The organism is Desulfuromonas sp. DDH964 (assembly GCF_001611275.1).
Lineage (GTDB): Bacteria > Desulfobacterota > Desulfuromonadia > Desulfuromonadales > DDH964 > DDH964.
Genome location: NZ_CP015080.1, coordinates 1,837,176 through 1,861,734 on the forward strand (window position 1 = coordinate 1,837,176; position 24,559 = coordinate 1,861,734).

General features: G+C 62.4%; 28 protein-coding genes and 2 pseudogenes. 28 read left to right on the plus strand and 2 right to left on the minus strand.

Features of this window, described 5'->3' with window-relative positions; translation table 11 throughout:
* Positions 1 to 20: 20 nt before the first annotated feature.
* From DBW_RS08285 to DBW_RS08325, 9 genes and pseudogenes are all read left to right on the plus strand, one after another.
* Positions 21 to 614, plus strand: a complete 594-nt coding sequence (locus tag DBW_RS08285) for a 2-oxoacid:acceptor oxidoreductase family protein (protein ID WP_066726808.1) — start codon at positions 21 to 23, stop codon at positions 612 to 614.
* Positions 607 to 915: a 4Fe-4S binding protein gene (locus DBW_RS08290; RefSeq protein ID WP_066726810.1), complete on the plus strand. Its 309-nt coding sequence runs from the start codon at positions 607 to 609 to the stop codon at positions 913 to 915. Before DBW_RS08285 ends, DBW_RS08290 begins: the two co-directional genes overlap by 8 nt.
* Positions 912 to 2,123 (plus strand): pyruvate ferredoxin oxidoreductase, encoded by a 1,212-nt coding sequence (locus DBW_RS08295; RefSeq protein ID WP_066726812.1) that lies wholly within the window; start codon positions 912 to 914, stop codon positions 2,121 to 2,123. Before DBW_RS08290 ends, DBW_RS08295 begins: the two co-directional genes overlap by 4 nt.
* Entirely contained in the window at positions 2,120 to 3,031 is a 912-nt protein-coding gene (locus tag DBW_RS08300) for a thiamine pyrophosphate-dependent enzyme (RefSeq protein ID WP_066726814.1), read from the plus strand. Before DBW_RS08295 ends, DBW_RS08300 begins: the two co-directional genes overlap by 4 nt.
* A 237-nt stretch (positions 3,032 to 3,268) precedes the next feature.
* Positions 3,269 to 3,589 (plus strand): type II toxin-antitoxin system RelE/ParE family toxin, encoded by a 321-nt coding sequence (locus tag DBW_RS08305; protein WP_066726816.1) that lies wholly within the window; start codon positions 3,269 to 3,271, stop codon positions 3,587 to 3,589.
* Positions 3,590 to 3,591: 2 nt separating this feature from the next.
* Positions 3,592 to 3,873 carry a helix-turn-helix domain-containing protein gene (locus DBW_RS08310; RefSeq protein ID WP_066726818.1) on the plus strand — a complete coding sequence of 94 codons (282 nt, stop codon included), beginning with the start codon at positions 3,592 to 3,594 and terminating at the stop codon, positions 3,871 to 3,873.
* A gap of 195 nt (positions 3,874 to 4,068) precedes the next feature.
* Positions 4,069 to 4,767 (plus strand): annotated as a pseudogene (locus DBW_RS08315) (IS3 family transposase); the annotation flags it as partial.
* A 244-nt stretch (positions 4,768 to 5,011) separates the two neighbouring features.
* The gene (locus DBW_RS08320) at positions 5,012 to 5,296 is read left to right on the plus strand and encodes a type II toxin-antitoxin system Phd/YefM family antitoxin (RefSeq protein WP_066726820.1); all 285 of its coding nucleotides are present in this window, start codon (positions 5,012 to 5,014) and stop codon (positions 5,294 to 5,296) included.
* A 6-nt stretch (positions 5,297 to 5,302) separates the two neighbouring features.
* On the plus strand, positions 5,303 to 5,602 hold the full coding sequence (locus DBW_RS08325; protein WP_066726822.1) for a type II toxin-antitoxin system RelE/ParE family toxin: 300 nt from the start codon (positions 5,303 to 5,305) through the stop codon (positions 5,600 to 5,602).
* A 450-nt stretch (positions 5,603 to 6,052) separates the two neighbouring features.
* On the opposite strand, the gene DBW_RS08330 is transcribed toward DBW_RS08325, so the two are convergent.
* The gene (locus tag DBW_RS08330) at positions 6,053 to 7,072 is read right to left on the minus strand and encodes an IS110 family transposase (RefSeq protein WP_066722476.1); all 1,020 of its coding nucleotides are present in this window, start codon (positions 7,070 to 7,072) and stop codon (positions 6,053 to 6,055) included.
* 211 nt (positions 7,073 to 7,283) lie between these two features.
* Between DBW_RS08330 and DBW_RS08335 the strand changes: the two genes are divergently transcribed.
* On the plus strand, positions 7,284 to 7,631 hold the full coding sequence (locus DBW_RS08335) for a DUF488 domain-containing protein (protein ID WP_066729743.1): 348 nt from the start codon (positions 7,284 to 7,286) through the stop codon (positions 7,629 to 7,631).
* Between the two features lie 337 nt (positions 7,632 to 7,968).
* On the opposite strand, the pseudogene DBW_RS08340 reads toward DBW_RS08335, so the two are convergent.
* Positions 7,969 to 8,430: pseudogene (locus tag DBW_RS08340) on the minus strand (RT0821/Lpp0805 family surface protein); the annotation flags it as partial.
* 309 nt (positions 8,431 to 8,739) lie between these two features.
* Here DBW_RS08340 and DBW_RS08345 point away from each other — a divergent pair.
* From DBW_RS08345 to pnp, 18 genes are all read left to right on the plus strand, one after another.
* Entirely contained in the window at positions 8,740 to 8,982 is a 243-nt protein-coding gene (locus DBW_RS08345; protein WP_066726824.1) for a type II toxin-antitoxin system Phd/YefM family antitoxin, read from the plus strand.
* Complete coding sequence (locus DBW_RS08350) at positions 8,979 to 9,242, plus strand: Txe/YoeB family addiction module toxin (RefSeq protein WP_066726825.1); 264 nt, start codon at positions 8,979 to 8,981, stop codon at positions 9,240 to 9,242. Before DBW_RS08345 ends, DBW_RS08350 begins: the two co-directional genes overlap by 4 nt.
* Before the next feature lie 176 nt (positions 9,243 to 9,418).
* Positions 9,419 to 9,838 (plus strand): DNA polymerase III subunit chi, encoded by a 420-nt coding sequence (locus DBW_RS08355; RefSeq protein ID WP_066726826.1) that lies wholly within the window; start codon positions 9,419 to 9,421, stop codon positions 9,836 to 9,838.
* Positions 9,816 to 10,580, plus strand: a complete 765-nt coding sequence (locus DBW_RS08360; RefSeq protein ID WP_066726827.1) for an RsmE family RNA methyltransferase — start codon at positions 9,816 to 9,818, stop codon at positions 10,578 to 10,580. Before DBW_RS08355 ends, DBW_RS08360 begins: the two co-directional genes overlap by 23 nt.
* A gap of 180 nt (positions 10,581 to 10,760) precedes the next feature.
* Positions 10,761 to 11,564, plus strand: a complete 804-nt coding sequence (locus DBW_RS08365) for an RNA methyltransferase (RefSeq protein ID WP_066726828.1) — start codon at positions 10,761 to 10,763, stop codon at positions 11,562 to 11,564.
* Positions 11,557 to 11,958, plus strand: a complete 402-nt coding sequence (locus tag DBW_RS08370) for a hypothetical protein (RefSeq protein WP_066726829.1) — start codon at positions 11,557 to 11,559, stop codon at positions 11,956 to 11,958. The genes DBW_RS08365 and DBW_RS08370 overlap by 8 nt, the downstream gene beginning before the upstream one ends.
* On the plus strand, positions 11,958 to 13,247 hold the full coding sequence (locus DBW_RS08375) for a class I SAM-dependent RNA methyltransferase (protein ID WP_066726830.1): 1,290 nt from the start codon (positions 11,958 to 11,960) through the stop codon (positions 13,245 to 13,247). Before DBW_RS08370 ends, DBW_RS08375 begins: the two co-directional genes overlap by 1 nt.
* Before the next feature lie 63 nt (positions 13,248 to 13,310).
* Positions 13,311 to 13,946, plus strand: a complete 636-nt coding sequence (locus tag DBW_RS08380) for a hypothetical protein (RefSeq protein WP_066726832.1) — start codon at positions 13,311 to 13,313, stop codon at positions 13,944 to 13,946.
* Between the two features lie 137 nt (positions 13,947 to 14,083).
* Positions 14,084 to 14,572 (plus strand): ribosome maturation factor RimP, encoded by a 489-nt coding sequence (gene rimP / locus DBW_RS08385; RefSeq protein ID WP_066726833.1) that lies wholly within the window; start codon positions 14,084 to 14,086, stop codon positions 14,570 to 14,572.
* 78 nt (positions 14,573 to 14,650) lie between these two features.
* Positions 14,651 to 15,904: a transcription termination factor NusA gene (gene nusA, locus DBW_RS08390; protein WP_082820258.1), complete on the plus strand. Its 1,254-nt coding sequence runs from the start codon at positions 14,651 to 14,653 to the stop codon at positions 15,902 to 15,904.
* Between the two features lie 7 nt (positions 15,905 to 15,911).
* Positions 15,912 to 16,508 (plus strand): DUF448 domain-containing protein, encoded by a 597-nt coding sequence (locus tag DBW_RS08395; RefSeq protein ID WP_066726835.1) that lies wholly within the window; start codon positions 15,912 to 15,914, stop codon positions 16,506 to 16,508.
* Positions 16,508 to 19,303, plus strand: a complete 2,796-nt coding sequence (infB, locus tag DBW_RS08400; RefSeq protein ID WP_066726837.1) for a translation initiation factor IF-2 — start codon at positions 16,508 to 16,510, stop codon at positions 19,301 to 19,303. The genes DBW_RS08395 and infB overlap by 1 nt, the downstream gene beginning before the upstream one ends.
* Positions 19,304 to 19,317: 14 nt before the next feature.
* Positions 19,318 to 19,605: a DUF503 domain-containing protein gene (locus DBW_RS08405; RefSeq protein WP_066726839.1), complete on the plus strand. Its 288-nt coding sequence runs from the start codon at positions 19,318 to 19,320 to the stop codon at positions 19,603 to 19,605.
* Positions 19,606 to 19,626: 21 nt separating this feature from the next.
* Positions 19,627 to 20,007: a 30S ribosome-binding factor RbfA gene (gene rbfA / locus DBW_RS08410; protein ID WP_066726841.1), complete on the plus strand. Its 381-nt coding sequence runs from the start codon at positions 19,627 to 19,629 to the stop codon at positions 20,005 to 20,007.
* A complete protein-coding gene (locus DBW_RS08415; RefSeq protein ID WP_066726843.1) occupies positions 19,976 to 20,926 on the plus strand; it encodes a DHH family phosphoesterase in 951 nt (316 codons plus the stop codon). The genes rbfA and DBW_RS08415 overlap by 32 nt, the downstream gene beginning before the upstream one ends.
* Before the next feature lie 7 nt (positions 20,927 to 20,933).
* Complete coding sequence (gene truB, locus DBW_RS08420; RefSeq protein WP_197463760.1) at positions 20,934 to 21,872, plus strand: tRNA pseudouridine(55) synthase TruB; 939 nt, start codon at positions 20,934 to 20,936, stop codon at positions 21,870 to 21,872.
* A gap of 99 nt (positions 21,873 to 21,971) precedes the next feature.
* A complete protein-coding gene (rpsO, locus tag DBW_RS08425; protein ID WP_066726846.1) occupies positions 21,972 to 22,238 on the plus strand; it encodes a 30S ribosomal protein S15 in 267 nt (88 codons plus the stop codon).
* A gap of 219 nt (positions 22,239 to 22,457) precedes the next feature.
* Positions 22,458 to 24,557 (plus strand): polyribonucleotide nucleotidyltransferase, encoded by a 2,100-nt coding sequence (gene pnp / locus DBW_RS08435; protein WP_066726850.1) that lies wholly within the window; start codon positions 22,458 to 22,460, stop codon positions 24,555 to 24,557.
* Positions 24,558 to 24,559 lie beyond the last annotated feature (2 nt).

Below are 24,559 nucleotides of genomic sequence, written 5' to 3' on the forward strand. Positions count from 1 at the left end.
TCGTTTTTCAGGAGCAGCAGATGACAAAGACGTCCTCCAAATTGATCCAGATCCGCTGGCATGGCCGCGGCGGCCAAGGCGCCATCACCGCCGCCAAGGTCTTCGCCGAGGCAATGTTCCAGAGCGGCTATGGCGGTGTCGTCATGGCGCCGACCTTCGGCACCGAACGGCGCGGCGCGCCGGTCAGCACCTCGCTGAAAATCTCCCGCGACAAGATCTTCGACCTCTCGCCGATCCAGACCCCGGATATCGTCGTCGTCCTCGATCACCTGATCCTGAACGAGGTCGACGTCACCGTCGGCCTCCAGCCCGGGGGGCTCTTGATCCTCAATTCGCCCCGCAGCGCGGAGGAGCACCAGCTCGATCATTTCCGGGTGGCGGTCGCCAACGTTACCCGCCTCGGCATCGAGGCCGGGCTGCGCAAGGGGATCGTCAACAGCGGCATCATCGGTGTCCTCGGCCGCGCCACCGGGCTGGCGGACCTCGCCACCCTGGAGCGCTGCATCGTCCACGAATTCGTCGGCCGTCGGCCGGAAGAGAACGCCCGGTCCGCCCGGCTGGCCTATGAGGCCACCCAACTCTGCGAACCGCGGGCAGGAGTTGTCAATGGTTGATTCCCGATTCAAGGTTCTGACTTCGGCCTCTACTGCCGGCCCCGGTGACGCCGGCCGCACCGGCTCCTGGCGCGTCGAGCGTCCGGTTATCGATTACAGCCGCTGCACCCCGGCCAAGAGTGGCAGGCACGCCTGTCACCTTTGCTGGCTCTACTGCCCGGATGCGGCGGTGACCAAGACCATCGAGCCGACCTTCGATCTCGAGTACTGCAAGGGGTGCGGCATCTGCGCCGAGGAGTGCCCGGTCAAGGCGATCCGCATGGTGCCGGAGGAGGAATTCGAGAAGGGGGACGAGCAATGAGCGAGAAACGGATCGACTCGGGCAACACCGCCGCCGCCCTCGCGGTGCGTCTGGCTGGCGCCGAAGTCATCGCCGCCTACCCGATCACCCCGCAGACGCCACTTACCGAGAAGCTCTCCGAGCTGATCGCCGCCGGCGAGATGGACGCCGAGTACGTCGCCGTCGAGAGTGAGCACAGCGCCCTCGGTGTCTGCATCGGCGCCGCCAGTGCCGGGGTGCGCGCCTTCACCGCCACCTCTTCCAATGGCCTCCTCTACATGAGCGAGCAGTTGCACTGGGCAGCCGGGGCGCGGCTGCCGCTGGTGATGTGCGTGGTCAACCGCGGCGTCGGCGCCCCCTGGTCGGTCTGGAACGATCACCAGGACGCCATCAGCCAGCGCGACGCCGGCTGGATCCAGGTCTTCGCCAAGGACCACCAGGAGATCGTCGACATGACGCTGAAGGCGTTCCGCCTCGCCGAGTTGGTGCATATCCCGGTGATGGTCAACTACGACGGCTACTACCTCTCCCACACCTACATGCCCTACGAACTCCCCGATGCGGCGGCGGTGAAGGAATTCCTGCCCCCTTACCGCTACCTGCACACCCTCGACCCGGCCCGCCCGGAGAGCCTCAACACCGTTACTCTCCCTGACGCCCGCAACGACATCCACGGTGTCAAGCAGGGGGGATACATGGATATCCGCCACAACCTCCACCAGGAGATGCGCCTGGCGATGGATCTCTGGGAGGAGATCGACGCCGACTACCAGCGGCGCTTCGGCCGCGGCGGCGCCCCGATCCTCGATCCCTACCGCTGCGCGGACGCCGATTTCGTCGTCGTCGCCATGGGGACCCTCGCCAACCAGTTCCGGGATGTCGTCGACCGGTTGCGGGAGGACGGCCTCAAGGCCGGGGTGCTGGCATTGCAGATCTATCGACCCTTCCCGACGGCGCGCATCGCCGAGGCGCTGCAGGGAGCGAAAGGGGTGATGGTCTTCGAGAAGGGCTTAAGCTACGGCAACCAGGGGGCGCTCTACGCCGACCTCAAATCGGCCCTCTACCCCTATCCGAACCGCCCGGCGCTGCAGAACTTCATCGTCGGCCTCGGCGGGCGCGATATCCGCACCGACGACCTCTATCAGCACATGAAGTCGGCCTGCCTGCAGGAGGCACCGCTCGCCCCGGAGCAGCTCGACACGCCGCAATGGATTGGATTACAGCTATGACCACTGCTGCCAAGACCAACGTTCTGACCCTCACCGATGAGGAACTCGTCCACTCGGGGAACCGCGCCTGCTCCGGCTGCGGCCTCAGCGTCCTCTACCGCATCGGCATCAAGGCCCTCGGCCGCGACTGCATCTTCGTGGTGCCGCCGAGCTGTCTCACCGTCATGCAGGGGCTCTACCCGATCGCCGCCAGCCAGCTGCCGATCCTCAACGGCACCTTCGCCGCCACCGCCGCCATCGCCACCGGGGTGCGGGCGGCGATGAAGCGCCTCGGCAAGGCGACCCAGGTGGTCGCCTGGGCCGGCGACGGCGGCACTTCGGACATCGGCATCCAGGCCCTCTCCGGGGCGCTGGAGCGCGGCGAGGATATCATCTACATCTGCTATGACAACGAAGCCTACATGAACACCGGGGTGCAGCGTTCCGGCACCACGCCGCAGGGGGGCCTGACCACCACCACCCCCTACGCCGGCAAGAAGGAGCACGGCAAGAACGTGCCGGCGATCGTCGCCGCCCACAACCCGGCCTACGTCGCCACCTGCTCGGCCGCCTATCCCCTCGATTTCCACGACAAGCTGCTCAAGGCGAAGCAGATCCGCGGCCTCAAGTACATCCACATCCAGACCCCCTGTCCGCCGGGCTGGGGGTGCGAAGAGCACATGACGATCAAGATCGGCAAGGCCGCCGTCGACTGCGGTCTCTTCGACCTCTTTGAAATCGAGAACGGCAAGAAGACCCTCTCCGAACCGTCCCGCCGCCTGCTCGACAAGAGCAAGCAGCACCCGGTCAACGACTATCTGGGAATGCAGGTGCGTTTCAAGGCGCTCTCCGCGGAGCAAATCGTGGCGGTGCAGCAGCGGGTGGATCAGAAGTGGGAGGAGTATCGGCGGGAATTTGCCGCGGAGTAGATTAAAAGCCGGCCAACGTTCATTAAGGGCTGGCCGGGGTAGAGGGTAGGGGCTTCAAGCATTCCTGGGGGGGATATGACAACGTGTCAGATTTTTTTCGCAAGTTGAATAGACCGTCCGTTCCGGCTTTGTGCCGGCGGGCGGTTTTTGCGTTTTTGGGGGGATAGGGGGCAGGTGAAGTTCGGCATCAAGCTAATGTTGCAATTATAGCTTTTTTGCGATAGTTTGGAGGGGCGAATGCGTTGGACCGTTGAATTTCTGAACGAGGTTGTTGAAGAAGAATTCCGTGAATTGCCCAAGGATATGCAGGCTCGGTTCGTGCGTATCTCCGAACTGATCGAAGGTTGCGGAATCGAGCAGGTGGGAATGCCTCATGTGCGCCACCTTGAAGGTAAGCTTTGGGAGATGCGGGCGAGGGGAATCGCTGGAATCTCCCGGGGGATTTATGTTGCGATAAACGGCAGGCGCGTGGTGATCCTGCGAATCTTCGTGAAGAAGACCCAGAAGACGCCGCGATCGGAAATTCTGCTGGCGCTGGACCGGATGAAGGAGTTGTGACTATGGGGAAAAAGATCAGAGATTTGAAGGAAGAGTTGTTGGCCAACGAGGAATTCCGCCGTGAGTATCAGCCGCTGGACGAGGAATTCTCCATCGCTGCACAACTGATTGAAGCTAGAACCAAGGCAAACCTCACACAGGAACAAGTGGCCAGACGCATGGGTACTACCCAATCGGTCGTGGCACGGCTCGAGTCCGGTCATCCGATGCCGAGTTTGCGGTCCTTGCGACGGTATGCGTTGGCGGTTGGGAACAAGGTGGAGATCAAGTTGGTTCAGAAATGAATTTGTTGACAGTAAGATAATCACTATTTCGATGGCGTGGACGAGGGATGTCCGGGGCGGGTAGGGGAATCAATTTTCGGGGGCTGCTGGTTAAATGAACTACCCCGCAGCAAGCTACGGGGTATCAACAGCCTACACCCTTAGTAAAAATCGCGCAGCAAGCTGCGGGGAATTGAACCCAACTTTTGATTCAATTATTCAAGAACGTCCCTGCAGGCCTTCCTGTGTCGGGAAGGCTATGCCGTCAGCCGTACCCGGATCGGCCGGCTGATGAAGCTGATGGGCCTGTCGGCGATATACCAGAAGCCCAACACGTCAAAGCCGAATATTCAGCACAAGATCTATCCCTATCTGCTGCGCGGCCTGACCATCGATCGGCCCAACCAGGTATGGTGTGCTGATATCACCTACATTCCCATGCCCAGGGGCTTTCTCTACCTGGTGGCGATCATGGACTGGGCAACCCGCAAGGTTCTGTCCTGGCGACTTTCCAACACCATGGAGGCCGACTTCTGTGTCGCTGCCCTCGAAGAGGCGCTGCAGCGCTACGGCCAGCCGGAGATCTTCAACACCGACCAGGGCAGCCAGTTCACCAGTGATGAATTTATCTCCGCCCTCCAGAAACACCCGGACATCCAGATTTCGATGGATGGCAAGGGCCGCTGGATGGACAACGTCATGATCGAGCGGCTCTGGCGCTCCCTGAAATACGAGTGCATTTACCTGCATGCGTTTGCAACCGGCAGCGAGGTTCGGCAAGGCCTCAAGCACTGGATCGATTTCTACAACACCGAGCGGCCCCATTCGAGTCTGGACGACAAGACCCCCGATGAGGCATATTGGCAAAAACCCCGGCCCGGCTACGCCGGCCCGGCCCTCAGGCTGGCGGCATAACCCCCATGGTTTTCCACCTTATTTCTGCCGCCGACCTGTCCGAACATCGGTGCCAGCTCTCTCCTGTAGCAGCTGTGTCCGTTTCATGGCAGTCCTCCCGCAACAACCATGAACCGGACAAACCTTTTGCTACAACCCCGGACAGTTTATTTGCTGCTGACATCGTGAGGAAGAGTAGCTTGTTCATCTCCGTTGATTGGTTTATACTTTGACCACCCTGTAAATCAAAATACGGAGCCATTCGATGAAAACCATTTCCGTCAGCAGCGACATCGTCCCTATCGCGGAGTTCAAAACCGGCATCTCCAAGTGGTTCAAAACTATTCGGGAGTCTGGGCATCCTTTGGTCATCACCCAGAACGGCAAGCCGGCCGGAGTCCTGTTGTCGCCGGAAGATTATGACGAACTGGTCTACCGGAAGGCTTTTCTCGACTCCGTTGCCCGGGGGATTGCCGATGCCGATGCCGGCAAGAGTTACGGCAGCGATGAGGTCAAGGCTGCTCTTGCAGCCCGCCGGAGGAGGGGTTGATCGCGGATGGAACTGCGCTGGAGCCGGGAGGCCCTTGAGCAACTGATCGAGATCGAGGCGTTCATCGCCAAAGGTGATCCGGCGCGGGCAGCGACCTTCGTCGACGGCCTCGTCGATCATGCCGAAACCCTATTGCCCGCCAATCCCCGATCCGGACGTAGCGTCCCTGAAATCTCTCTGCCAGATATCCGCGAGTTGGTTTTTCGGAATTACCGAATCGTCTACCGGTTGGCCGAAAATCAGATCGAAATTCTCACCGTCTTCGAAGCTCATCGTCTGCTGCGTCTCGATGAGCTGGGGTGTTAACCGGATCGAATTCGAAAATCTGTAGGGTCACCCATTAAAAGGCGCCGGTCAATAGGGTAAAAAACTCCCGCGCAAGATTTTTGATTTTCTCGCCTTTACTCGTGGCCTTCGGCCACGAAGGTTGTCTGCTTCTCGACGTATGCCGGTATTTCGTTCCGTTTCCGTGTCAGCTCTTGGCTGCAACAGTCACCCATCAGGTTTAAGGCTCGATCGGCAGATGTTCCGTTCGCCGATGGCCCCTGCCGCTTTTCGCGGTCCAGAAAATTTTCGGTTCCATGCCGTGTCCAATGGATGTTGACAGGTCTTTTGGTTGTGAACCAGCCCCGTTGTGGCTCGCGGCATGGGCAGTCAAGATGCGGATAACCTTATCTGTCTGGGTGGGGCGGTTGACCAATCAGGCCTTTTGGTTGGGCCAACCCCATAGCTGGTTCCCCGCCCCAGCCAGTTCTATCAGGGAAACAGTTTTTCCGGCATAAACGGCACTTGGTCGCGCATAACGAAGAACGCCGCCCGGGTCAGCTTGTGGGCCAGGGCGCCGTGGGCCACCATGACCGGACACTTTGCGAGCTTGCGTTGATAGAACGCCCGCGCTTTCGGATCAAAACGACGGGCGAGTTCGGCCGCTTCGGAAAAGGCCCAGGCCAGGTATTTATTGCCGTTCTTTTCGTTGCCCCGTCCTTTGGCCTTGCCGTTGCTGGTCCAGCGACTGGAGACCTTGCGGCAATACGAGGCGTAATTTCCGACCTTGGCAAAGCGTTCGATGCACCCGGTTTCCAGCCGGATGGTCAAGCCCAGAATCTTGCCGACGCCGGGAAGGGACAGAAGATAGCGATAGGGGCCGTCGAGATCGATTTTACCTTCGACAACCGCCTCGATCTGCCGAATCTGCCGGGTAAGAAAGTCGATACTCTCCTTGCTGACCGCTCCGGCCAGGGCCAAATCCTCGTTTTCGGCGAGCAGGGGACCGATACGGTCACCTCGGAATCGTTTGATCTCGTTCGCCTTGAGTCGAACGCCGCAATTGCGGGTGACGATGTTCTGCAAGCTGATGATCAGCGAAGTCCGAAGGCGTATCAGATGTCCGCGTTTTCGCAACAGGTCGCGTACCGGACGCATTTCCTTCGGATAGATGTAGCCTTCCGGCAGAATGTTCAAGCGCAGCATCTCGGCCAACCAAAAAGAATCGTGGACATCGTCGACATGCTTCAACCCCTTGTAGGTTTGAATGGCCGCAGGATTGGCCAAATGAACTCGATATCCTTCGTCCATCAACAGATCCACCAGCCAGTACCAGTTGTAGGTCGATTCAACAACGGCGCCCATCAAGTCGGGCCGAAACGGCTGGAGGGTTTGTAAAATCTGCTTCGGGTCGTTGTCCAGCTTCTTTTTGAAAATCCTCTTTCCGTTCTGGTCAATGATTCCAAGATAGTTGTTATTTGAGTGCAGGTCGAAACCAGAGTAGAGTTTCATAAGGCACCTCCTAAAATAGGGAGTTGTTTGTTGTTCCTAGCGTACCAGGATCGGCCTGGTAGCGTAGGAGGTGCCTTTTAGAGGATTATCAGGCTTTGCCAAGTTGCAAAGTCTTTCAATCGACGCCCCAGTTGGACCACAACCTGCCTCCCTGCTACCCTCTGCGCTGGCCAATATTGTATGGCGGAAGACTGCTACAATGGTCAGTACCATGGAAATAGCCGTCAAAAGAGCCTATGAGGAACCGTCCGCTAAGGACGGTCGCCGAATCCTTGTCGATCGCATCTGGCCGCGGGGCCGCAGCAAGGAGGTAATGCAGCTTGACGCCTGGCTCAAGGAGGTTGCGCCGAGCGATGAGCTGCGCAAGTGGTTCGGCCACGAGCCGGAGAAGTGGCCGGAGTTCAAGCGCCGCTACTTCGCGGAACTGGATGACCACCCCGAGGCGGTGGCGGAACTGCGCGGTCTGTTGGGGAGGGGACGGGTGACGCTGGTCTTTGGCGCCCGGGATGAGGCGCACAACAATGCGGTGGCGCTCAAGGAGTACCTGGAGCGGGGCTAGCGCGAAATTCCGGCGAGGACGACTGCTGGCTTTGGTCAATAACCGGTCGCTGCGTCCGCCGACCAGGGTCCACAAATCAACGGCAGCCGCACCCGGATGGGGCGGCTGCCGTAGTCATTTGGAGCCAAGGGTGACAAGGAAAGGGTCAATGATCCCGGTGGCGATGATGTCTTGCGCGGTCGTAGCGGTCGGAGCGGTCACTGTACGAGAAGGATAGGTAGGTGGAATACGGCCAGTAGTAGGCCGGGCGGTAGCGGGGGACGTAAACCGGCTCCCGCACGTAGACCCGGGTGGTCTGCTGCGTGACTACCTGCGTCTGGACCGGCTCGGCGTTGCGGACGATTTGCCAGGAGCCATCAGGCTGGCGGCAGGCGGTGCCGTAGGCCTGTTGCTCCTCGCCACCGACGATGACGGTCTGTTGGTATTCGCGGCAGTAGCGGCCGTCGTTGGCCTGATAGGTTCGGGTCGGCGTCACCGCGCCGCTGTTGCCGCTGTCCGGGTTGACCCAGGTGCTGGTCTGGTTGCTGGGGAGGGTCTCCAGGGTCTGCTGGGCGGTCTGCTCCATGTAGATCTGGTCGGTGCGGTCGAGGGTGCGGCCGATATCCTGGCCGATCAGAGCACCGGCCAAGGTGCCGATGGCGACCCCGACCAGTCGACCGGTGCCGCCCCCGAACTGGGAGCCGATCAGCGCCCCGGCGCCGGCGCCGAGCAGGGTGCCGCCGCCTTCTTTCGGCCCGGCCGCGTAGGCAGTCCCCGTGAGCAGGGCGATGAAGCTGAGGATGGTAACGAGTCGTTTCATGGTCACCTCCCTGGCGGAAGTGGGTGATGGTTCATTTTAATCTCAGGTGGGTCGAATTCCCCGAAGCTTGCTTCGATGAAAGCGATCAATCTAAACTTTTGATACCCCGTAGCTTGCTGCGGGGAGATTCATTCCTTCCACCGCGTTTGATGCAAAGGTAGCGCGGGAATGTGAACGAAATGTGGAAGCAATAAGGAAATCCGGCCGGGGTAAGGTTTCGGGGTGGTTCGAAGCAGCGGGAAGAAACAATCGCTGGTTGACAAGGCCTCAGAACCGGCGTACGATTTTGCGTACGCAAAGGAGGTGCCCATGACCACGATAACGGCAACCGAAGCCCGAAGGCTTCTTTACCAACTGCTCGACGACGTATCTGAATCGCACGAACCGATCCAGATCACCGGCAAACGCAACAGTGCGGTCCTGATTTCCGAGGACGACTGGCGCGCCGTGCAGGAGACCCTTTATCTGCATTCTGTCCCCGGTATGCGGGAGTCAATCGTCGATGGTATGAAGACACCGGTGGAAGAATGCGATGAGGAACTGGACTGGTGAGCTGGCGTCTGGTCTACACCAGGCAGGCTCAGAAGGATGCAAAGAAACTCGCTGCTTCGGGTTTGAAATCCAAAGCACAGCAATTGCTCGACATCCTGGCCGAGAATCCCTTCCAAAATCCCCCTCCCTACGAAAAGCTTGTAGGCGACCTGGCGGGCGCCTATTCACGACGTATCAATATCAAGCATCGCCTCATCTACCAGGTTCTCGAGGAGATTGGTACGGTGAAGGTCCTCCGTCTGTGGACTCACTACGAATAGGGATCAAATCCTCTGAAGGGGGTGAGCTATCTCCAGCGCTCCACCGGGCCAGTTTTCTGGTGCACAGATTGCTTCGGGGTACCAAGAGCTGCCGGCATTGAAATCCCCCCGGCAATAATGCTATAGACAGGGGCGGCTGAACGGTCGCCCCATTTGCCTTTCCAAGTGAGCCTGATATGCCCCGCGTTGAGTTCATCCGCCTGAAGAAGCCCGAAAAGGCCAAGCACCTCTGCGAACTGGCCGAAGAGTATTTCAACGCCGGCAAGCGGGTGCTGGTGACTGTCCTCGACGACAACCAGGGAGTGACCCTCGACGGTTTCATGTGGACCTGGAAGAAGGGGGCGTTTATCCCCCACGCCTGGTGCAACGGCGCCGTCGACTGCCTTGACGATCCGGTGGCCATCACTACCGAGGAGCAGAATCCCAACGGTGCCCAGGTGCTGATCATGGGCAAGCCGTGCTCGCCCGGGTTCGTGCGCCAGTTCGAGCACGCCATCGACTTCGCCGAACTCTACGACGACGATCTCGCCAACGCATCCCGCCAGCGTTTTGCCCAGTTCCGGGAGGCCGGTCTTGATCCCGGAATGCGTCAATAGCGGCGGTCCCGGCAGCATCCTCCGCCTCGACGCCGTCCCGACCCTGGAAACGGTCTGTCCCCTCTCCGCCGTCGCCCTGACAGCCCTCGCCGCCTGGCGTGCCCGCCCCGGAGCCATCGTCACCCTGGTCGACCCGGAGCAGACCTGCTACCGCGCCCGGCTGGTGGCGGACGGGGAGGCGTGGCTGGTGATCCCCTTCGAGCGGCTGAAGCGGCCGGCGGAGAGCCGCGTCGCCCTCCACGTCTACCACGCCCTGCCGGAGAAGGAGCGCTTTGAGCTGGTGCTGCAAAAGCTGACCGAACTCGGCGCGACCCGCATCGTGCCGATGATCACCAGGCGCTCGGCGACCCTGGAAGAACGGGATGCCGGGCAGAAGAAATCGCACCGCTGGCCGGAGGTGGTACTGCGCGCCGCCCGTCAATGCCGCCGGGCGATGCTGCCGGAGCTCGGCGCCGTCACCGACTGGGACAGCGCGACCTACGCCGCCGCCCAGGCCGACCTGCGCCTGATCCTTTACGAAGGGGAGGCGGGCTGGGGCTTCGACGAAGCGATCGCCGGCCAGCGCCCCGGGCAGGTTGCCCTGCTGGTTGGACCGGAAGGGGGCTTTGCCCCGGAGGAGGTCGCCGAAGCCCGCGACCTCGGTTTCCTGCCGGTCTCCCTCGGCCCGCGTATTTTGCGCACCGAGACCGCTGCCATTGCTGCTGTGGCGGTGTTGCAGTATGCGTTGGGGGATCTGCGCTGAAAGTTCATTGCGAAAGGCAGGTTCACGCGGATCAAATCTGATCACTTCGGATAAAAATCGGATCAGGCCTTGGGGCTTGGTTGCATCCGAACTTAATCAGATTTGATCCGAAGTTATCCGCGCGAAACGCCTTTGACCCAATTCGTTTTACCCAGTTCCAAAGGAGCCAGCTTGCCCCGCATGAACGCAACGCCAGAAGAAAATTCCGACTCCTCCGATCAGGTCGCCGAATTGTTGCGCAACGTCGTCGTCGTCCTGGTCGATCCCCAGGGGGCGCTGAACATCGGCTCGGTCTGCCGGGCGATGATGAACTTCGGCTTCGGCGAGCTGCGCCTGGTGGCGCCGCAGGTCGACTATCTCGGCGACGAGGGGCGACGCATGGCGGTGAAGGCGGCGCCGCTGCTGGAGGGGGCCAGGCAATATGCCGATCTCGCTGCCGCCCTCGCCGATTGCAGCCTCGCCCTTGGCACCACGCGCCGCTTCGGCAAGTACCGCGAGGATTTTCTCCACCCCCACGAGGCTGCCAGCTATCTCCTGCCGCAGGCGGTCAAGGGGCGCGTCGCCCTTGTCTTCGGCCGCGAGGACCACGGGCTCTACACCGCCGAGCTCGATCTCTGCCAGCGCTTCATCACCATCCCGACCCGCGACGAGCTGCCGTCGATGAATCTCGCCCAGGCAGTTTCCCTCTGCCTCTACGCCGTCGCCCAGGAAGCGGCGGCGAATGCCGGGCTGCAGCGGGCGGGTCGCAAGCTGGCGAGCCACCGCGAGCTCGAATCGCTCTATGCCCACATGCGCAGGAGTCTGCTCGCCATCGGTTTTCTCGATCCGCAGAACCCCGACCACATCCTCCACACCTTTCGCCGCATCTTCGGCCGCGCCGGGCTCAACCCGCGCGAGGTGAAAATCCTGCACGGCATGATGCGCAGTATCGACTGGGTCGATTCGGAACGCCGCAGGAGAGAGGGGGAGGGGAGCGATGACTGAGTTGACGCTGTTGCGGCGCGAACAGCTTGAAAACGGCCTCGTGCTGGAGTTCTTCGACCACAGTAATCGCTATTTTGGCGACTATCACAAGGTCCGAGTCGAGGTTCACAGCCGCCTGCCGCTGCGTATTGATCTTTTCCAGGACGAGGCCGACCCGGCCGCCGCCCTGGCGCAGACCGCGGCACTCTTGGGCGATGCTCCCCTCGAAGTGCGCCAGCTCGAACGCATGGGAGTGCCCGGCGCCGAGGTCGAGCGGGTGCGGACGGCGCTGATCGACGATTTCCTGCGCACCGGCAGCATTTACCTGGCGCGCCCCGATTACCCGCAACGGTTGCTGCGGCAGAAGCTGGCCGTCGCTCGGCCCCGCCCATTTCTTCCCCGGGGGGAACGCTGATGCTGGAGCTGACCATCGACAGCCTCGCCTTCGGCGGCAACGGTGTCGGCCGCCACGACGGCAAGGCGATCTTCGTCCCGCGCAGCGCGCCCGGCGACCGGCTGCGCTGCCGGGTCACCCGGGATCGCGGCCGCTTCGCCGAGGCGGAGCTGACCGAACTCCTGGAGCCGGGACCGGGGCGACGCCCGGCGCCCTGTCCGGTCTACGCCGAGTGCGGCGGCTGCCAGTGGCAGCACCTCGACTATCCGACCCAGTGCCACTGGAAGGGGACGGTCTTCGCCGAACAGCTGTGGCGCCAGGCCAGGGTGGAGAAAGCCGCGGTCCGGCCGCTCCTCGCCGCCGAACAGGAATGGGGCTATCGCAGCCGGGTCCAGTTCAAGTGCCGGCAAACGGCCGCCGGCCTGCAGCTCGGCTTTTATCGCCCCAACAGCCACTTCGTCGTCGATATTGCCCACTGCCCGATCAGCGCCCCGGTGATCAATCGTGGCCTGGCGCTCTTTCGCGCCTGGCTCCCCGAGTCTCCCTGCCCCGACCGCATCCCCCAGCTCGACCTCTCCGTTGACGACCGCGAGCAGTTGCGCGCGGTGGTCCACTGTCTCGATGCGAACCCGCAGCGGCTGGCCGACTACCTGCGCCCGCTGGCTCTCGCCGCCGGACTCGACCTCTTCCTGCAAAGCGGGCGCAAGTCGAGCCTGGTCCAGGTCTGCGGCGGCGAGGAGCTGCTGATCGAGGTCGACACCCCGCCGCTGCAGCTCGGCTACGGTCCGGGGGGCTTTGCCCAGGTCAACCTGGCGCAGAACCGCGCCCTGGTCGCCGAACTCCTCACGGCCCACCCCTGGCAGGGGGACGAGGCCGTTCTCGATCTCTTCTGCGGCATGGGCAACTTTTCCCTGCCGCTGGCGCGGCGGGTCAAAACCGTAACCGGGGTCGAGGACTATGCCCCCTCCATCGCCTCGGCCCGTGGCAATGCCCGCCGCAACGGCCTGGCTAACCTTGACTTCCATGCCCGGCCGGCGGAAGGGGCGCTGCGCACCTACTTCCCGGCGAGTCCCCCGATCCTGGTTCTGCTTGATCCGCCCCGCAGCGGCGCCTATGCAGTAGCGCGGGAGCTGACCACCCACCCACCTGCTCTGATCGCCTACGTCTCCTGCGATCCGGCGACCCTGGCGCGGGACCTGCAGCCGCTGCTGCACGGCCCCTTCCGCCTGCTCTGGTCCCGCCCCATTGACCTCTTTCCCCAGACCTTCCATATCGAGAGCCTGACCCTCCTCGCGCGGCATGAGCCCTGAGCCGGGCATGGCGATTTAAGGTCTGCTATAGTAAGCGAAACCACCGTAGACCAGGAGAGCTGCGTGCCCTTTCTGATCATCTGCCTGATCCTTTTTTGCAGCAGTGTCAGCGCACTGGCCGCTCCCCAGGCCCTGGCCCTGAACGAGCGCCTGACCCTCGAGTTCGACCTGCCGGCCGGGGGGTGGGTCTTCGGGCGCAATCCTCCCGACTTCCTGCTGCGTGCTACCGTCGCCGACCTGACCCGGGAGCTCGCCGGCCGGGGGGAAGAGGTCGAATCCGAGCGGGTAACCGAGTTGGCCCGGCAGCGGCTCGGCGCCAACGAGGGGTTCGTCTACCAGCCGGAGAGCGAATCGCTGCTGCTGATCGACTTCAGCCCGCTGCGCGCCGCTGAAAAAGAGCCCGCTGCCGCAGGCATCGAACGCTCCGCCGAATACGCCGCCGCCAGCCTCGCTGCGGAAGAGGGGGTGAGCGAGGTCGTTACCAGCCGTCGCCCGACGTCGTTCCCGGGGCTGACCTTTGCCTGGCGCATCGAGAGTTCCTACCGGCTGCACGGGGAACCTCGCCGCTTTCTCGGTATTGTCGGTTTCCACGCCCCCTTCTGGGTCTACCTCTACTACACCGAAAGGGGAGGTGCGACCGACTCCTGGGAGGAGATGAATAGTCTGCTCAAAGGGGCCCGGGTGGTGGCCCGGGAGTGACCGGGAGAAGATTTTTTCCCTTGCAAAGTAAGCTTTCTCATGGTATCAACTTGAACGTTTCAGTTCGTTCACTGGTTTTAAGTGAGCTTTCCGCTCACTTTTTTTATTTCAGGCTCTTGTAGCGCGGGATTTTTGCCGTGACCCAGGCAAGTCTGCTCGAAAATATCCAACGGCTGCTTGCCCCGATCCTGGCCGAGCTCGGCCTTGAAGGGGTGGATCTCGAATATCTGCGCGAGGGACGCGACCTGGTGCTGCGGATCTTCATCGACAAGCCCGGCGGAGTGACCCTCGACGATTGCGCCGAGGTGAGTCGGGAGTTTGGCGCCATCCTCGAGATCGAGAACCTGATTCCCGGCGCCTATCGCCTCGAGGTTTCATCCCCCGGCATCGACCGGGCGCTGAAGAAACCGGAGGATTTCCGGCGCTTTGCCGGTGAACGGGTCAAGTTGAAGACCCTGGAGCAGCTCGATCCGGACGGTCGCGGGCAGCCGCGCAAGACCTTTGGCGGGCGCCTGCTCGGTCTCGACGGCGAGATGGTGCGGGTCCTGCAGCTCGACAAGAAGGGCGGCGAGGTGGTCATCCCCCTCGACGCCATCGTGAAGGCAAATCTCGACCCGGAGTTCTGAACTCGCCGGGTTACCCAGTGATCATCCAGCCCTCTGCCTAGGTCCCGGTGGAGGAGTCAGTTACAGGGGGACAGGAGCATGGTGGTAAACCTCAACCATATTATCGACCAGGTGGTCAAGGACAAGGGCATCGATCGCGGCGTGCTGGTCGAAGCGCTCGAATCGGCAGTGCTGTCCGCAGCCAACAAGAAGTACCGCAACACCCGTGATCTTGAAGCCCACTTCAATGACGAGCTGGGTGAAGTCGAGGTCTTCGAGTTCGTGACTGTCGTCGAGGAAGTCCTCGATTCCTACAAGGAGATCGATCTCCAGGAAGCCCAGGAGATTGACCCCGAGGTCGAGGTCGGTGATTCCCTCGGTATGAAGCTCGATGCCGGCAACTTCAGCCGCATCGCCGCCCAGACCGCCAAGCAGGTGATCATCCAGAAGGTCCGTGAAGCGGAGCGCGAAGGGGTTTTTAACGAATTCAAGGACCGGGTCGGTGAGCTCGTCAACGGCATCGTGCGTCGCTACGAGCGCGGCGACCTGATCGTCGATCTCGGCCGCGCCGAAGCCCTGCTCCCCCATCGCGAGCAGGTCCCCCGCGAAAACTATCGCCAGGGCGACCGGGTGCGGGCCTACATCTCCGATGTCAAGATGAGCCCCAAGGGGCCGCAGATCATTCTCTCCCGCACCCATCCCGGGGTTGTGGCAGCGCTCTTCCACTTCGAGGTGCCGGAAATCGCCGAGGGGATCGTCGAGATCAAGAACGTCGCCCGCGAGCCGGGCAGCCGCGCCAAGATTGCCGTCGTCTCCCACGACTCGGATGTCGATCCGGTCGGCGCCTGCGTCGGCATGCGCGGTTCCCGGGTGCAGAATGTTGTCTCCGAGCTGCGTGGCGAGAAGATCGATATCATCCCCTGGACCCCTGATATCGCCCGTTTCGCCTGCTCGGCGCTGTCGCCGGCGGAAGTGACCCGGGTCTACGTTGACAACGACGAGCAGGCCCTGGAAATTATCGTCCCTGATGACCAGCTGTCGCTGGCGATCGGCAAGAAAGGGCAGAACGTCCGTCTCGCCGCCAAGCTGACCGGCTGGAAGATCGATATCAAGAGCGAAACCCGCGCCGCCGAAGCAGAGCTCGAAGAGCTCGCCGCCGAAGCTGCCGAGGAGAAGGCCGAAGCGCTCGCCGCCGAAGCCGAAGACGCCGTCGCCGAGATGTCCCGTGACGCGCTCTACGAACTCGCCAAGGAACACAAGCTCGCCGGGCGCAGCTCGATGAGCAAGGATGAACTCGCCCGCGGTCTCGCCGAACTTGGTGTCCTGCCGGGACATGGCGGGGACGAGGAGTAGCCGGCCCTTGGGCCTGGCAGGACACAGCGCCGAGCGGACCTGTATCGGCTGCCGCAAGACCCTGCGGCAGGGAGACCTGGTCCGCTACGTGCTGGCGCCTGACGGAACCCTGCTGGTCGATTACCGCCACCGCCTGCCGGGACGCGGTGCCTACACCTGCCCCGAACCCGGGTGTATTGCCGCCGCTGTTCGGCGCGGACAGTTTGCCCGGGCGTTTCGTCGCCCGCTGCCGGAGGTGACGGCTGACGATTTGCTCGCCAGCCTCAAAGGGCAAATCTGGGAACGGATTCATGGCCTGATCAGCATGGCCCGCAAGGCCGGGCAGATTCTTTCCGGGTCCAACCTGGTGCTCGACGCCATGACGGCATTGACACCTCCGGCCCTGGTGCTGGTTGCCAAAGACATATCGGCAGGTGTCGGTGACAAGATTACCGGAAAAGCCGCTGCCTGTGGGATACCTTGCTGGCATTGTTTCGACAAGGATACTTTCGGCCGGCTGCTGGGGAAGGAAGAGCGCAGCGTCATTGCCGTCAGAAAGCACTCGCTCGCTGTTTCCATGCACCAGGAGCTGATCCGCTACACGCATATCGCAGGGGAGAATTGATGGGAAAGACAAGGGTATACGAACTGGCGCAAAAGCTCGGTCTTGAAAACAAGGCCCTCCTCGATCGACTGGAAGCCGCAGGTGTCGAAGGCAAGACACATATGAGCGTTCTGGAAGAGGACGATATTCGCAAGTTCGAAGCTGCTTCGACCCCGACCGTCGAAACGACCGTCGAAAAGATCGAAGAGGAGCGGATCACTCCCGGGATTATCCGCCGACGCCGCAAGGAAGTAGCCGCGCCCCCGGTCGTGGAGAGTCTCCCCGAGGAGACCGCCACCGCCGAAGCCGCCCCCAGTGAACCGGCAACGGCCCCCACGGCTGAAGCGGCCAAGGAAGCGCCCGTTGCTGCCGAGCAGGAAGATACTCCTCCCGCTGCAGCAGCACCGGTAGCGGCCGAACCTGTCCAGCCCGTCGAAAAGACGCCGACCAAGAGAGTCGACGCCGGTGAACCGGTCGTCGCGAAAGCGGTCGCGGAAAAGCCGGCTGCAGAAAAACCGGCTGCAGAAAAACCGGCTGCAGAAAAACCGGCTGCAGAAAAACCGGCTGCGGAGAAACCGGCCGCCGCTGCCGAGCCGCGTGCCGAGAAGGCCACCGCCTCGCGGGCGAAGATTCTCGGCCGGGTTGAACTCCACCAGCAAGCGCCCCGCGGCACGGAGACCCGCCCCGACAACGCCCGGCCGGCGCGCGGCGAACGCCAGGAGCGCCCCGGAACCCAGCGTCCGGAGCGTCCCGCCAGCGCCCGTCCGGAACGTCCGGGGGCCCCCCGTCCCGATCGTCCGTCCCGTCCCGGCTCGGCGCCGACACCGTCGCTGCCGGTGGCCGGCGAGCCGTTCGTCGCCAAGGAAGCCCGTGGCGGCAAGAAGAAGAAAAAAGGGAAGGGCGCGGATTACAGTGAGGCTCCGGCCGAGGCCGGACGCCGTCGCGGCAGAAGGGAAGTTTTCGAACCGGATCGCGACGGCGGCAAGCTGCGCCGCGGCAAGCGTCCGCCCAAGATGCAGAAGAAGACCGAGGTGACGGTCTCCAAGGCAATCAAGCGCATCATCCGCATCAGCGATGTAATTACCGTTGGCGAACTCGCCAAACGTATGGGGGTCAAGGCCAACGACCTGATCAAGGAACTGATGCGTCAGGGATCGATGGTGACCATCAACCACCCCCTCGATTTCGAAACGGCAGCGATCCTCGCCTCCGAGTTCAACTACGAGGTCGAGAACGTCGCTTTCGACGAGGAGACGATCCTCGAGCACGACAGCCTGAAAACCACTGATGAAAAGGTCGAGGATCTCAAACCGCGGCCGCCGGTGGTGACCATCATGGGCCACGTCGACCATGGCAAGACCAGTCTCCTCGACGCCATCCGCACCGCCAACGTTACTGCCGGCGAGGCCGGTGGCATCACCCAGCACATCGGTGCCTACGATGTCGAGCTCGACGGCAAGAAGATCACTTTCCTCGACACCCCGGGCCATGAGGCATTTACCGCCATGCGTGCCCGCGGTGCCAAGGCGACCGACATTGTCATCCTGGTGGTGGCCGCTGATGACGGCGTCATGCCGCAGACCAAAGAGGCGATCAATCACTCCAAGGCCGCCGGGGTTCCGATCATCATCGCCATCAACAAGATGGACAAGCCCGACGCCAACCCCGAGCGCGTCAAGCAGGAGCTGACCGAGTTCGAGCTGGTTCCCGAGGAATGGGGCGGCGAAACGATCTTCGTCGAGGTCTCGGCCAAGCAGAAGACCAACCTCGACCAGCTGCTCGAAATGATCCTGCTGCAGGCCGAGGTCATGGACCTCAAGGCCAACCCCGACAAGCGCGCCAAAGGGGTGGTCGTCGAGGCCCGCCTCGACAAGGGGCGTGGCCCGGTGGCCACGGTCCTGGTCCAGGAAGGGACCCTCAAAATCGGCGATCCGATCGTGACCGGGGTCCACTTCGGCCGGGTTCGGACCATGACCAACGACCGCGGCGACCGTCTGGAAGAAGCCGGTCCGTCGATTCCGGTGGAGGTCACCGGTCTCACCGGGGTTCCCGACGCCGGCGACTCCTTCCACTCGGTGGAAGACGAGAAGGCCGCTCGCGACGTCGCCCAGCACCGCCAGCAGAAACTGCGGGAAGCGGAGCTGGCCAAGAGCAGCAAGATCTCTCTCGAACAGCTCTACGCCCGGATTCAGCAGGGGGATGTCAAGGAGCTCAAGGTCATTATCAAGGGAGATGTGCAGGGTTCCGTCGAGGCGGTCAAGGACTCCCTCCTCAAGCTCTCCACCGAGGCTTGCCGGCTGGTCGTCATTCATACCGGGGTGGGCGGAATTATCGAAAGCGACGTTTCCCTTGCTTCGGCCTCCGATGCCATCGTCCTCGGTTTCAATGTCCGTCCCGAACCGAAGGCCGCCAATCTGGCCGAAGCGGAAGGGGTCGACATCCGCCTCTACAACATCATCTATGACGCGGTCGCCGATATCCGCGATGCGATGGAAGGGCTCCTCGCCCCGACCCTGCAGGAGAAGTACCTCGGCCGGGTGGAAGTGCGGGAAACCTTCAGCGTCAGCAAGGTCGGGACCATCGCCGGCTGTTATGTCACCGACGGCAAGGTCCTGCGTGGCGCCCAGGTCCGCCTGCTGCGGGACAACGTCGTGGTCTGGCAGGGGAAGATGAGCTCCCTCAAGCGCTTCAAGGACGATGTTCGCGAGGTGGCTACCGGCTACGAATGCGGGATCGGGCTGGAGAACTACAACGACCTCAAGGTCGGTGACATTATCGAGGCCTTCGAGATCGAATCGATCAAGACGACCCTCTAGCCCCGGGGGGGACAATGGTTGTCGGCGTACTCAGGCTCGACCTTCAGCTCTGGAGTCCGCAGAATCTGAAGGAAAAACGTGCCATCGTCCGGCGGCTTCTCGCCCGGCTCCGGGAGCACTTCCCGGTCTCCGCCGCCGAAACCGGCCTGCAGGATCTCTGGCAACGCTGCGAACTCGGCATCGTCATGGTCGGCAGCGACGAGCCCCTGCTCCAGGGCGTCTTCGGCCGCATCGAGGAGGAGATCGAGCGGCTCGGGGTGGCGGAGGTCAGCGAGCGATTTAGTGAATATCTCCACTACTGAACACAACGGATTGGATAAGGTTTGGAATTCCAGCGTTCTCATCGGGTCGGCGAGCAGATCCAGAAGGAGATTTCGGCCCTGATCCTGAAAGGGCTCAAGGACCCGCGGGTCGGCTTTGTCACCATTACCGCCGTCGAAGTCTCCCGGGATCTGCACTACGCCCGCATCTTCTTTACCGTCATCGGCGACGAACGCGCCCGGGGCGAAAGCGAACGCGGGCTGAACTCGGCGCTCCCCTACCTGCGCCGGGAGATCGGCAAGCGGTTGCGATTGCGCCTGGTCCCGGAACTGACCTTCGAATACGACACCTCCCTCGAATACGGCAACCGGATCGAATCCCTGCTCCGTGACCTGAACAGCGGCGAGAAGAATGCTCAAGGCGATCCTGAAGACGATCAATGAGGGGGAGCGGTTTCTGGTCGCTTCCCATGCCGGTCCCGACGGTGACGCCCTCGCCTCGACCCTGGCGTTGACCCTCGCCCTGCGTGAACTCGGCAAGGAGGTTGTCGCCTACAACCGGGACGGCGTACCGGCGGCTTTCGATTTTCTTCCTGGCGCCGCGACCGTGACCGACCGCATCGAAGCGGGAGCGCGTTTCGATGCCGGCTTCATCCTCGATGCCGGCGAACTGCGCCGGGCCGGGAGCGAACTGCGCGATCACTGTACCGTACTCGCCAACATCGACCACCATCCCTACTCGGAACAATTCGGTTCGATCCACTACGTCGACACCGAGGCCTGCGCCACCGGCGCCATGGTCTACCGGATTCTCGCCGCCGGCGGCTGGCCGATCTCCCGGGAGGTCGCGAGCTGCATCTACGCGGCCATCATTTCCGATACCGGCTCCTTTCGCTATTCCAACTCCAACCCCGAGGCGTTTCGCATCGCCGGCGATATGATCGCCCTTGGCGTCAGCCCCTGGGAAATCGCGACCGGCCTTTATGAAAACCAGGACGCCCGCCGCCTGCAGTTGCTGGCGCTGGCACTGGCGACCCTGACCCTTTCCGCCTGCGGCCGCTATGCCTCAATCAGCGTCACCAGCGACATGTACGCCGCTACCGGCAGCAGCGCCGAGCACACCGACGGTTTCGTCAACTACCCGCGCTCCATCCGCAATGTGGAGGTTGCCATCTTCTTCCGCCAGGTCAGTCCGACCGCCTTCAAGGTCGGCTTCCGCTCCAAAGGGACGGTCGACGTCGGCGCCCTGTCGCGGGAACTCGGCGGCGGGGGGCACCACAATGCCGCCGGTGCCGAGGTTTCCGGGACCCTGGAACAGGTCCGGCAGACCGTCTTTTCCCGCCTCAAGATTCCGGTCGATTGATCCCTTCGTGCACGGTATCCTGCTGATCGACAAATCGCCGGGGATGACTTCCCATGACGTGGTCCGCCGCTTGCGGCGGTTGCTCGGGACCCGACGCATCGGTCATACCGGGACTCTCGACCCGATGGCGACCGGGGTTCTGCCCGTAGCAGTGGGGGAGGGGACCCGCCTCGTCGAGTTCCTGATGGAAGGGGAGAAGGAGTACCGGGCCACCCTGCGGCTGGGGATCGCGACCACCACCCAGGATGCCGAGGGTGAGACGGTCAGTGAAGCGTCCTGGGACATGGTTACCCCGGCTCGCCTCGAGGCCGCGGCCGCCGGGTTGCGGGGCGATATCCTGCAGCTGCCGCCGATGTATTCGGCCCTGAAGCGGGAGGGTGTACCCCTGCACCGTCTGGCCCGTCAGGGGATCGAGGTCGAGCGCCAGCCACGGCCGGTCACCATTCGCAGCCTCGAGTTGCTCCAGGTCGCGTTGCCGCTGGTCGAGATCCTCGTCACCTGCTCCAAGGGGACCTACATCCGGACCCTTGCCCACGATCTCGGTGCGGCCCTTGGCTGCGGTGCGCACCTGACCGCCTTGCGTCGGACCCGTTCCGGGCCATTCGTGGAAGCTGATTGCCTGACCCTGGACGAGCTTGAAGACCGGACTGCCGAACAAGGGCCCTTGCCCCTGCTCGGACCCCGTGCGGCGCTGCCCGAGATGGCAGTGGTGGCGGTCGAGGCCGCGGCGGCCGCCAGGCTTGCCAACGGTGTACCGCCGCAGCTCCTGGAGTGCAGCAACACCGAGGCGCTTGCCGAGGGCGCACGGGTCCTGCTCGAGGCGGCCGGCGCAATCGCCGCCATCGCCCGTTTCGCCCCCCGGCGCGAACGGGAAGGGCGCGGTGATTTCGAATTGTTACGGGTATTCGCCAATCCGGAAATCTGGCGGGAGAATCGATCGATATAGTCCTTTACAGAACCGAATCGGTATGATAAAAGGGACGATGTTTCGCAAATCTCAAGTGCCGGCCAGGGCCGGTGCAGTTCGCTGAAAGGAGGTGGCACAGTGCTGGCCACGGGACGTAAACAGGAAATCATTAGCAAATTCAAGACCCACGAGGGCGACACCGGCTCTCCGGAAGTTCAGATCGCGCTCCTCTCCGAGAGGATTACCTATCTGACCGAGCATTTCCGGACCCACAAGAAGGACCATCATTCCCGTCGGGGTCTTCTCAAGATCGTCGGGCAAAGACGGCGGCTTCTCGACTACCTGAAGAAGAAGGACGTCGAGCGCTATCGGATCGTCATCAAGGAACTTGGCATCCGCCGGTAATCTGGGGCAGCATGCTCTTCGTTGCGACGGAGAGTCTGCTGCCCTTCGTTTTGTCGATGGCATTGGAGGCTGTCCGGAGAGAGGACCTGAAACAGGCGATGCCTGTCGCGGGTGCTGTCTCAGGCCATCCTCCTTCTGCCATTTTTTGTTGGTTAACGGTCGCCTGCGGGCGACAGGTCCCGCACCCGGCCTGAAGGGCCGTGCGGAAAGGAGTTTTTCATGGCGTATCACAAGGTTGAAATCGAGTTCAACGGTCAGCCCCTGACCATCGAAACGGGGAAAATGGCCCGTCAGGCCGACGGCGCCACCGTCATCACCTACGGTGAAACCAAGGTGCTCTGTACCGTGGTTTCCGCGCACAAGATGCGTGAAGGGCAGGATTTCTTCCCCCTCACCGTCAACTACCAGGAGAAGTTCTACGCCGCCGGCAAGATCCCCGGCTCTTTCTTCCGCCGCGAGCGCGGTTCGACCGAGCGCGAGACCCTGATCTGCCGCCTGATTGACCGGCCGATGCGGCCGCTCTTCCCCAAGGGGTACATGTTCGAAACCCAGATCATGCCGACGGTCGTCTCCGCCGACCTGATCAACGACCCCGACACCTTGGCCATGGTCGCCGCCTCCGCTTCCGTGGTGATTTCCGATATTCCCTTCGCCGGGCCGATTGCCGCGGTGCGCGTCGGTCGCGTTGCCGGCGAACTGATCGCCAACCCGACCCTGCAGCAGATGGCCGAGAGCGACATTGAAATCGTCGTCTCCGGTTCCCGCGACGCGGTAATGATGGTCGAAGGGGAGGCTGACCTCGTCTCCGAGGACGAGATGCTCGAAGCGATCTTCTTCGGTCATCGTTCGCTGCAGCCGCTGATCGACATGCAGCTCAAGCTGCAGGAACTGGTTGGCGTCGCCAAGCGTGAATTCGTGGTCGCCGAGACCGATGCGGCTCTTGAAGCCCGGGTCAAGGAACTGGCTGCCGAGCGCCTCGCCGAGGCTGGAACGATCCGTGCCAAGCAGGAGCGCTACGCTGCCATCGACCAGATCAAAGCCGAGGTCAAGGTGGCCCTGGCCGAGGAGTTCGAAGGCCGCGGCGCCGAGATCGGTGCCATCCTCGGCTCCATCTCCAAGAAGGTGCTGCGTCAGAAAGTGCTGAAGGAGAAGGTGCGCATCGACGGTCGCGACATGAAGACCGTGCGTCCGATCAGCTGTGAAATCGGTGTACTCCCCCGCGCCCACGGCAGCGCCCTCTTCACCCGCGGCGAGACCCAGGCACTGGTTGCGGCGACCCTCGGCACCAGTGGCGACGAGCAGCGCATGGACAACATCCAGGGGATGGAATTCAAGAAATTCCTTCTTCATTACAACTTTCCCCCCTTCTCGGTCGGCGAGACCAGCATGCGCCTCTTCCCCGGCCGTCGCGAGATCGGTCACGGCATGCTGGCCGAACGCTCCATCGCCAAGGTTCTGCCCAAACATGACGATTTTCCCTACACTATCCGCATCGTCTCCGACATCCTCGAGTCGAACGGTTCCTCATCGATGGCGAGCGTCTGCGGCGCCTCTCTGAGCCTGATGGAAGCCGGCGTGCCGATCAGGGAAGCGGTGGCCGGAATCGCCATGGGTCTGATCAAGGAAGGGGACGACGTGGCCGTCCTTTCCGACATTCTCGGCGACGAGGACCATCTCGGCGACATGGACTTCAAGGTCACCGGCACCGCCGCCGGCGTTGCTGCACTGCAGATGGACATCAAGATCACCGGCGTCGACCGGGCGATCATGAAGCAGGCCCTGGAGCAGGCCCGGGAAGGGCGCCTGCACATTCTCGGCGAGATGGCCAAGGCGATCAGCGTTCCGAACAAGGAACTCTCCCAATATGCGCCGCGGATTACCACCATCTACGTCAAGCCCGACCAGGTCCGCACCGTCATCGGCTCCGGTGGCAAGAACATCCGCGGCATCATCGAGGCAACCGGCTGTACCATCGACATCGAGGATGACGGCCGCGTCAATATTGCCTCGGCTGACGGCGACGCCTGCAAGAAGGCGATCAAGATGATCCGCGACCTCACCCAGGAGGCGACGGTCGGCAAGCTCTACATGGGAACCGTTCGCAAGATCATGGAATTCGGCGCCTTCGTTGAGATCTTCCCGGGGACCGACGGCCTGGTCCATGTTTCCGAGCTCGATACCGAGCGGGTCCGCAATGTTAGTGACGTGCTCAAGGAAGGCGAGCAGGTCCTGGTCAAGTGCATCGGGGTTGACAAGCAGGGTAAAATCAAGCTCTCCCGCAAGGAGGCCCTCGGCCAGAAGGCTCCCGAGGAGGCCTGACG

Excerpts from the sequence above, each read along its gene's own strand:
- DBW_RS08415 (WP_066726843.1), top strand. The coding sequence starts at position 19,976 with ATGCTCAAGGCGATCCTGAAGACGATCAATGAGGGGGAGCGGTTTCTG.
- DBW_RS08310 (WP_066726818.1), top strand. The coding sequence starts at position 3,592 with ATGGGGAAAAAGATCAGAGATTTGAAGGAAGAGTTGTTGGCCAACGAG.
- infB (WP_066726837.1), top strand. The coding sequence starts at position 16,508 with ATGGGAAAGACAAGGGTATACGAACTGGCGCAAAAGCTCGGTCTTGAA.
- DBW_RS08305 (WP_066726816.1), top strand. The coding sequence starts at position 3,269 with ATGCGTTGGACCGTTGAATTTCTGAACGAGGTTGTTGAAGAAGAATTC.
- DBW_RS08370 (WP_066726829.1), top strand. The coding sequence starts at position 11,557 with ATGACTGAGTTGACGCTGTTGCGGCGCGAACAGCTTGAAAACGGCCTC.
- DBW_RS08365 (WP_066726828.1), top strand. The coding sequence starts at position 10,761 with ATGAACGCAACGCCAGAAGAAAATTCCGACTCCTCCGATCAGGTCGCC.
- DBW_RS08300 (WP_066726814.1), top strand. The coding sequence starts at position 2,120 with ATGACCACTGCTGCCAAGACCAACGTTCTGACCCTCACCGATGAGGAA.
- nusA (WP_082820258.1), top strand. The coding sequence starts at position 14,651 with ATGGTGGTAAACCTCAACCATATTATCGACCAGGTGGTCAAGGACAAG.
- DBW_RS08320 (WP_066726820.1), top strand. The coding sequence starts at position 5,012 with ATGAAAACCATTTCCGTCAGCAGCGACATCGTCCCTATCGCGGAGTTC.
- DBW_RS08335 (WP_066729743.1), top strand. The coding sequence starts at position 7,284 with ATGGAAATAGCCGTCAAAAGAGCCTATGAGGAACCGTCCGCTAAGGAC.
- DBW_RS08290 (WP_066726810.1), top strand. The coding sequence starts at position 607 with ATGGTTGATTCCCGATTCAAGGTTCTGACTTCGGCCTCTACTGCCGGC.
- DBW_RS08285 (WP_066726808.1), top strand. The coding sequence starts at position 21 with ATGACAAAGACGTCCTCCAAATTGATCCAGATCCGCTGGCATGGCCGC.
- DBW_RS08405 (WP_066726839.1), top strand. The coding sequence starts at position 19,318 with ATGGTTGTCGGCGTACTCAGGCTCGACCTTCAGCTCTGGAGTCCGCAG.
- DBW_RS08355 (WP_066726826.1), top strand. The coding sequence starts at position 9,419 with ATGCCCCGCGTTGAGTTCATCCGCCTGAAGAAGCCCGAAAAGGCCAAG.
- DBW_RS08295 (WP_066726812.1), top strand. The coding sequence starts at position 912 with ATGAGCGAGAAACGGATCGACTCGGGCAACACCGCCGCCGCCCTCGCG.
- DBW_RS08375 (WP_066726830.1), top strand. The coding sequence starts at position 11,958 with ATGCTGGAGCTGACCATCGACAGCCTCGCCTTCGGCGGCAACGGTGTC.
- DBW_RS08325 (WP_066726822.1), top strand. The coding sequence starts at position 5,303 with ATGGAACTGCGCTGGAGCCGGGAGGCCCTTGAGCAACTGATCGAGATC.
- pnp (WP_066726850.1), top strand. The coding sequence starts at position 22,458 with ATGGCGTATCACAAGGTTGAAATCGAGTTCAACGGTCAGCCCCTGACC.
- DBW_RS08345 (WP_066726824.1), top strand. The coding sequence starts at position 8,740 with ATGACCACGATAACGGCAACCGAAGCCCGAAGGCTTCTTTACCAACTG.
- DBW_RS08330 (WP_066722476.1), bottom strand. The coding sequence starts at position 7,072 with ATGAAACTCTACTCTGGTTTCGACCTGCACTCAAATAACAACTATCTT.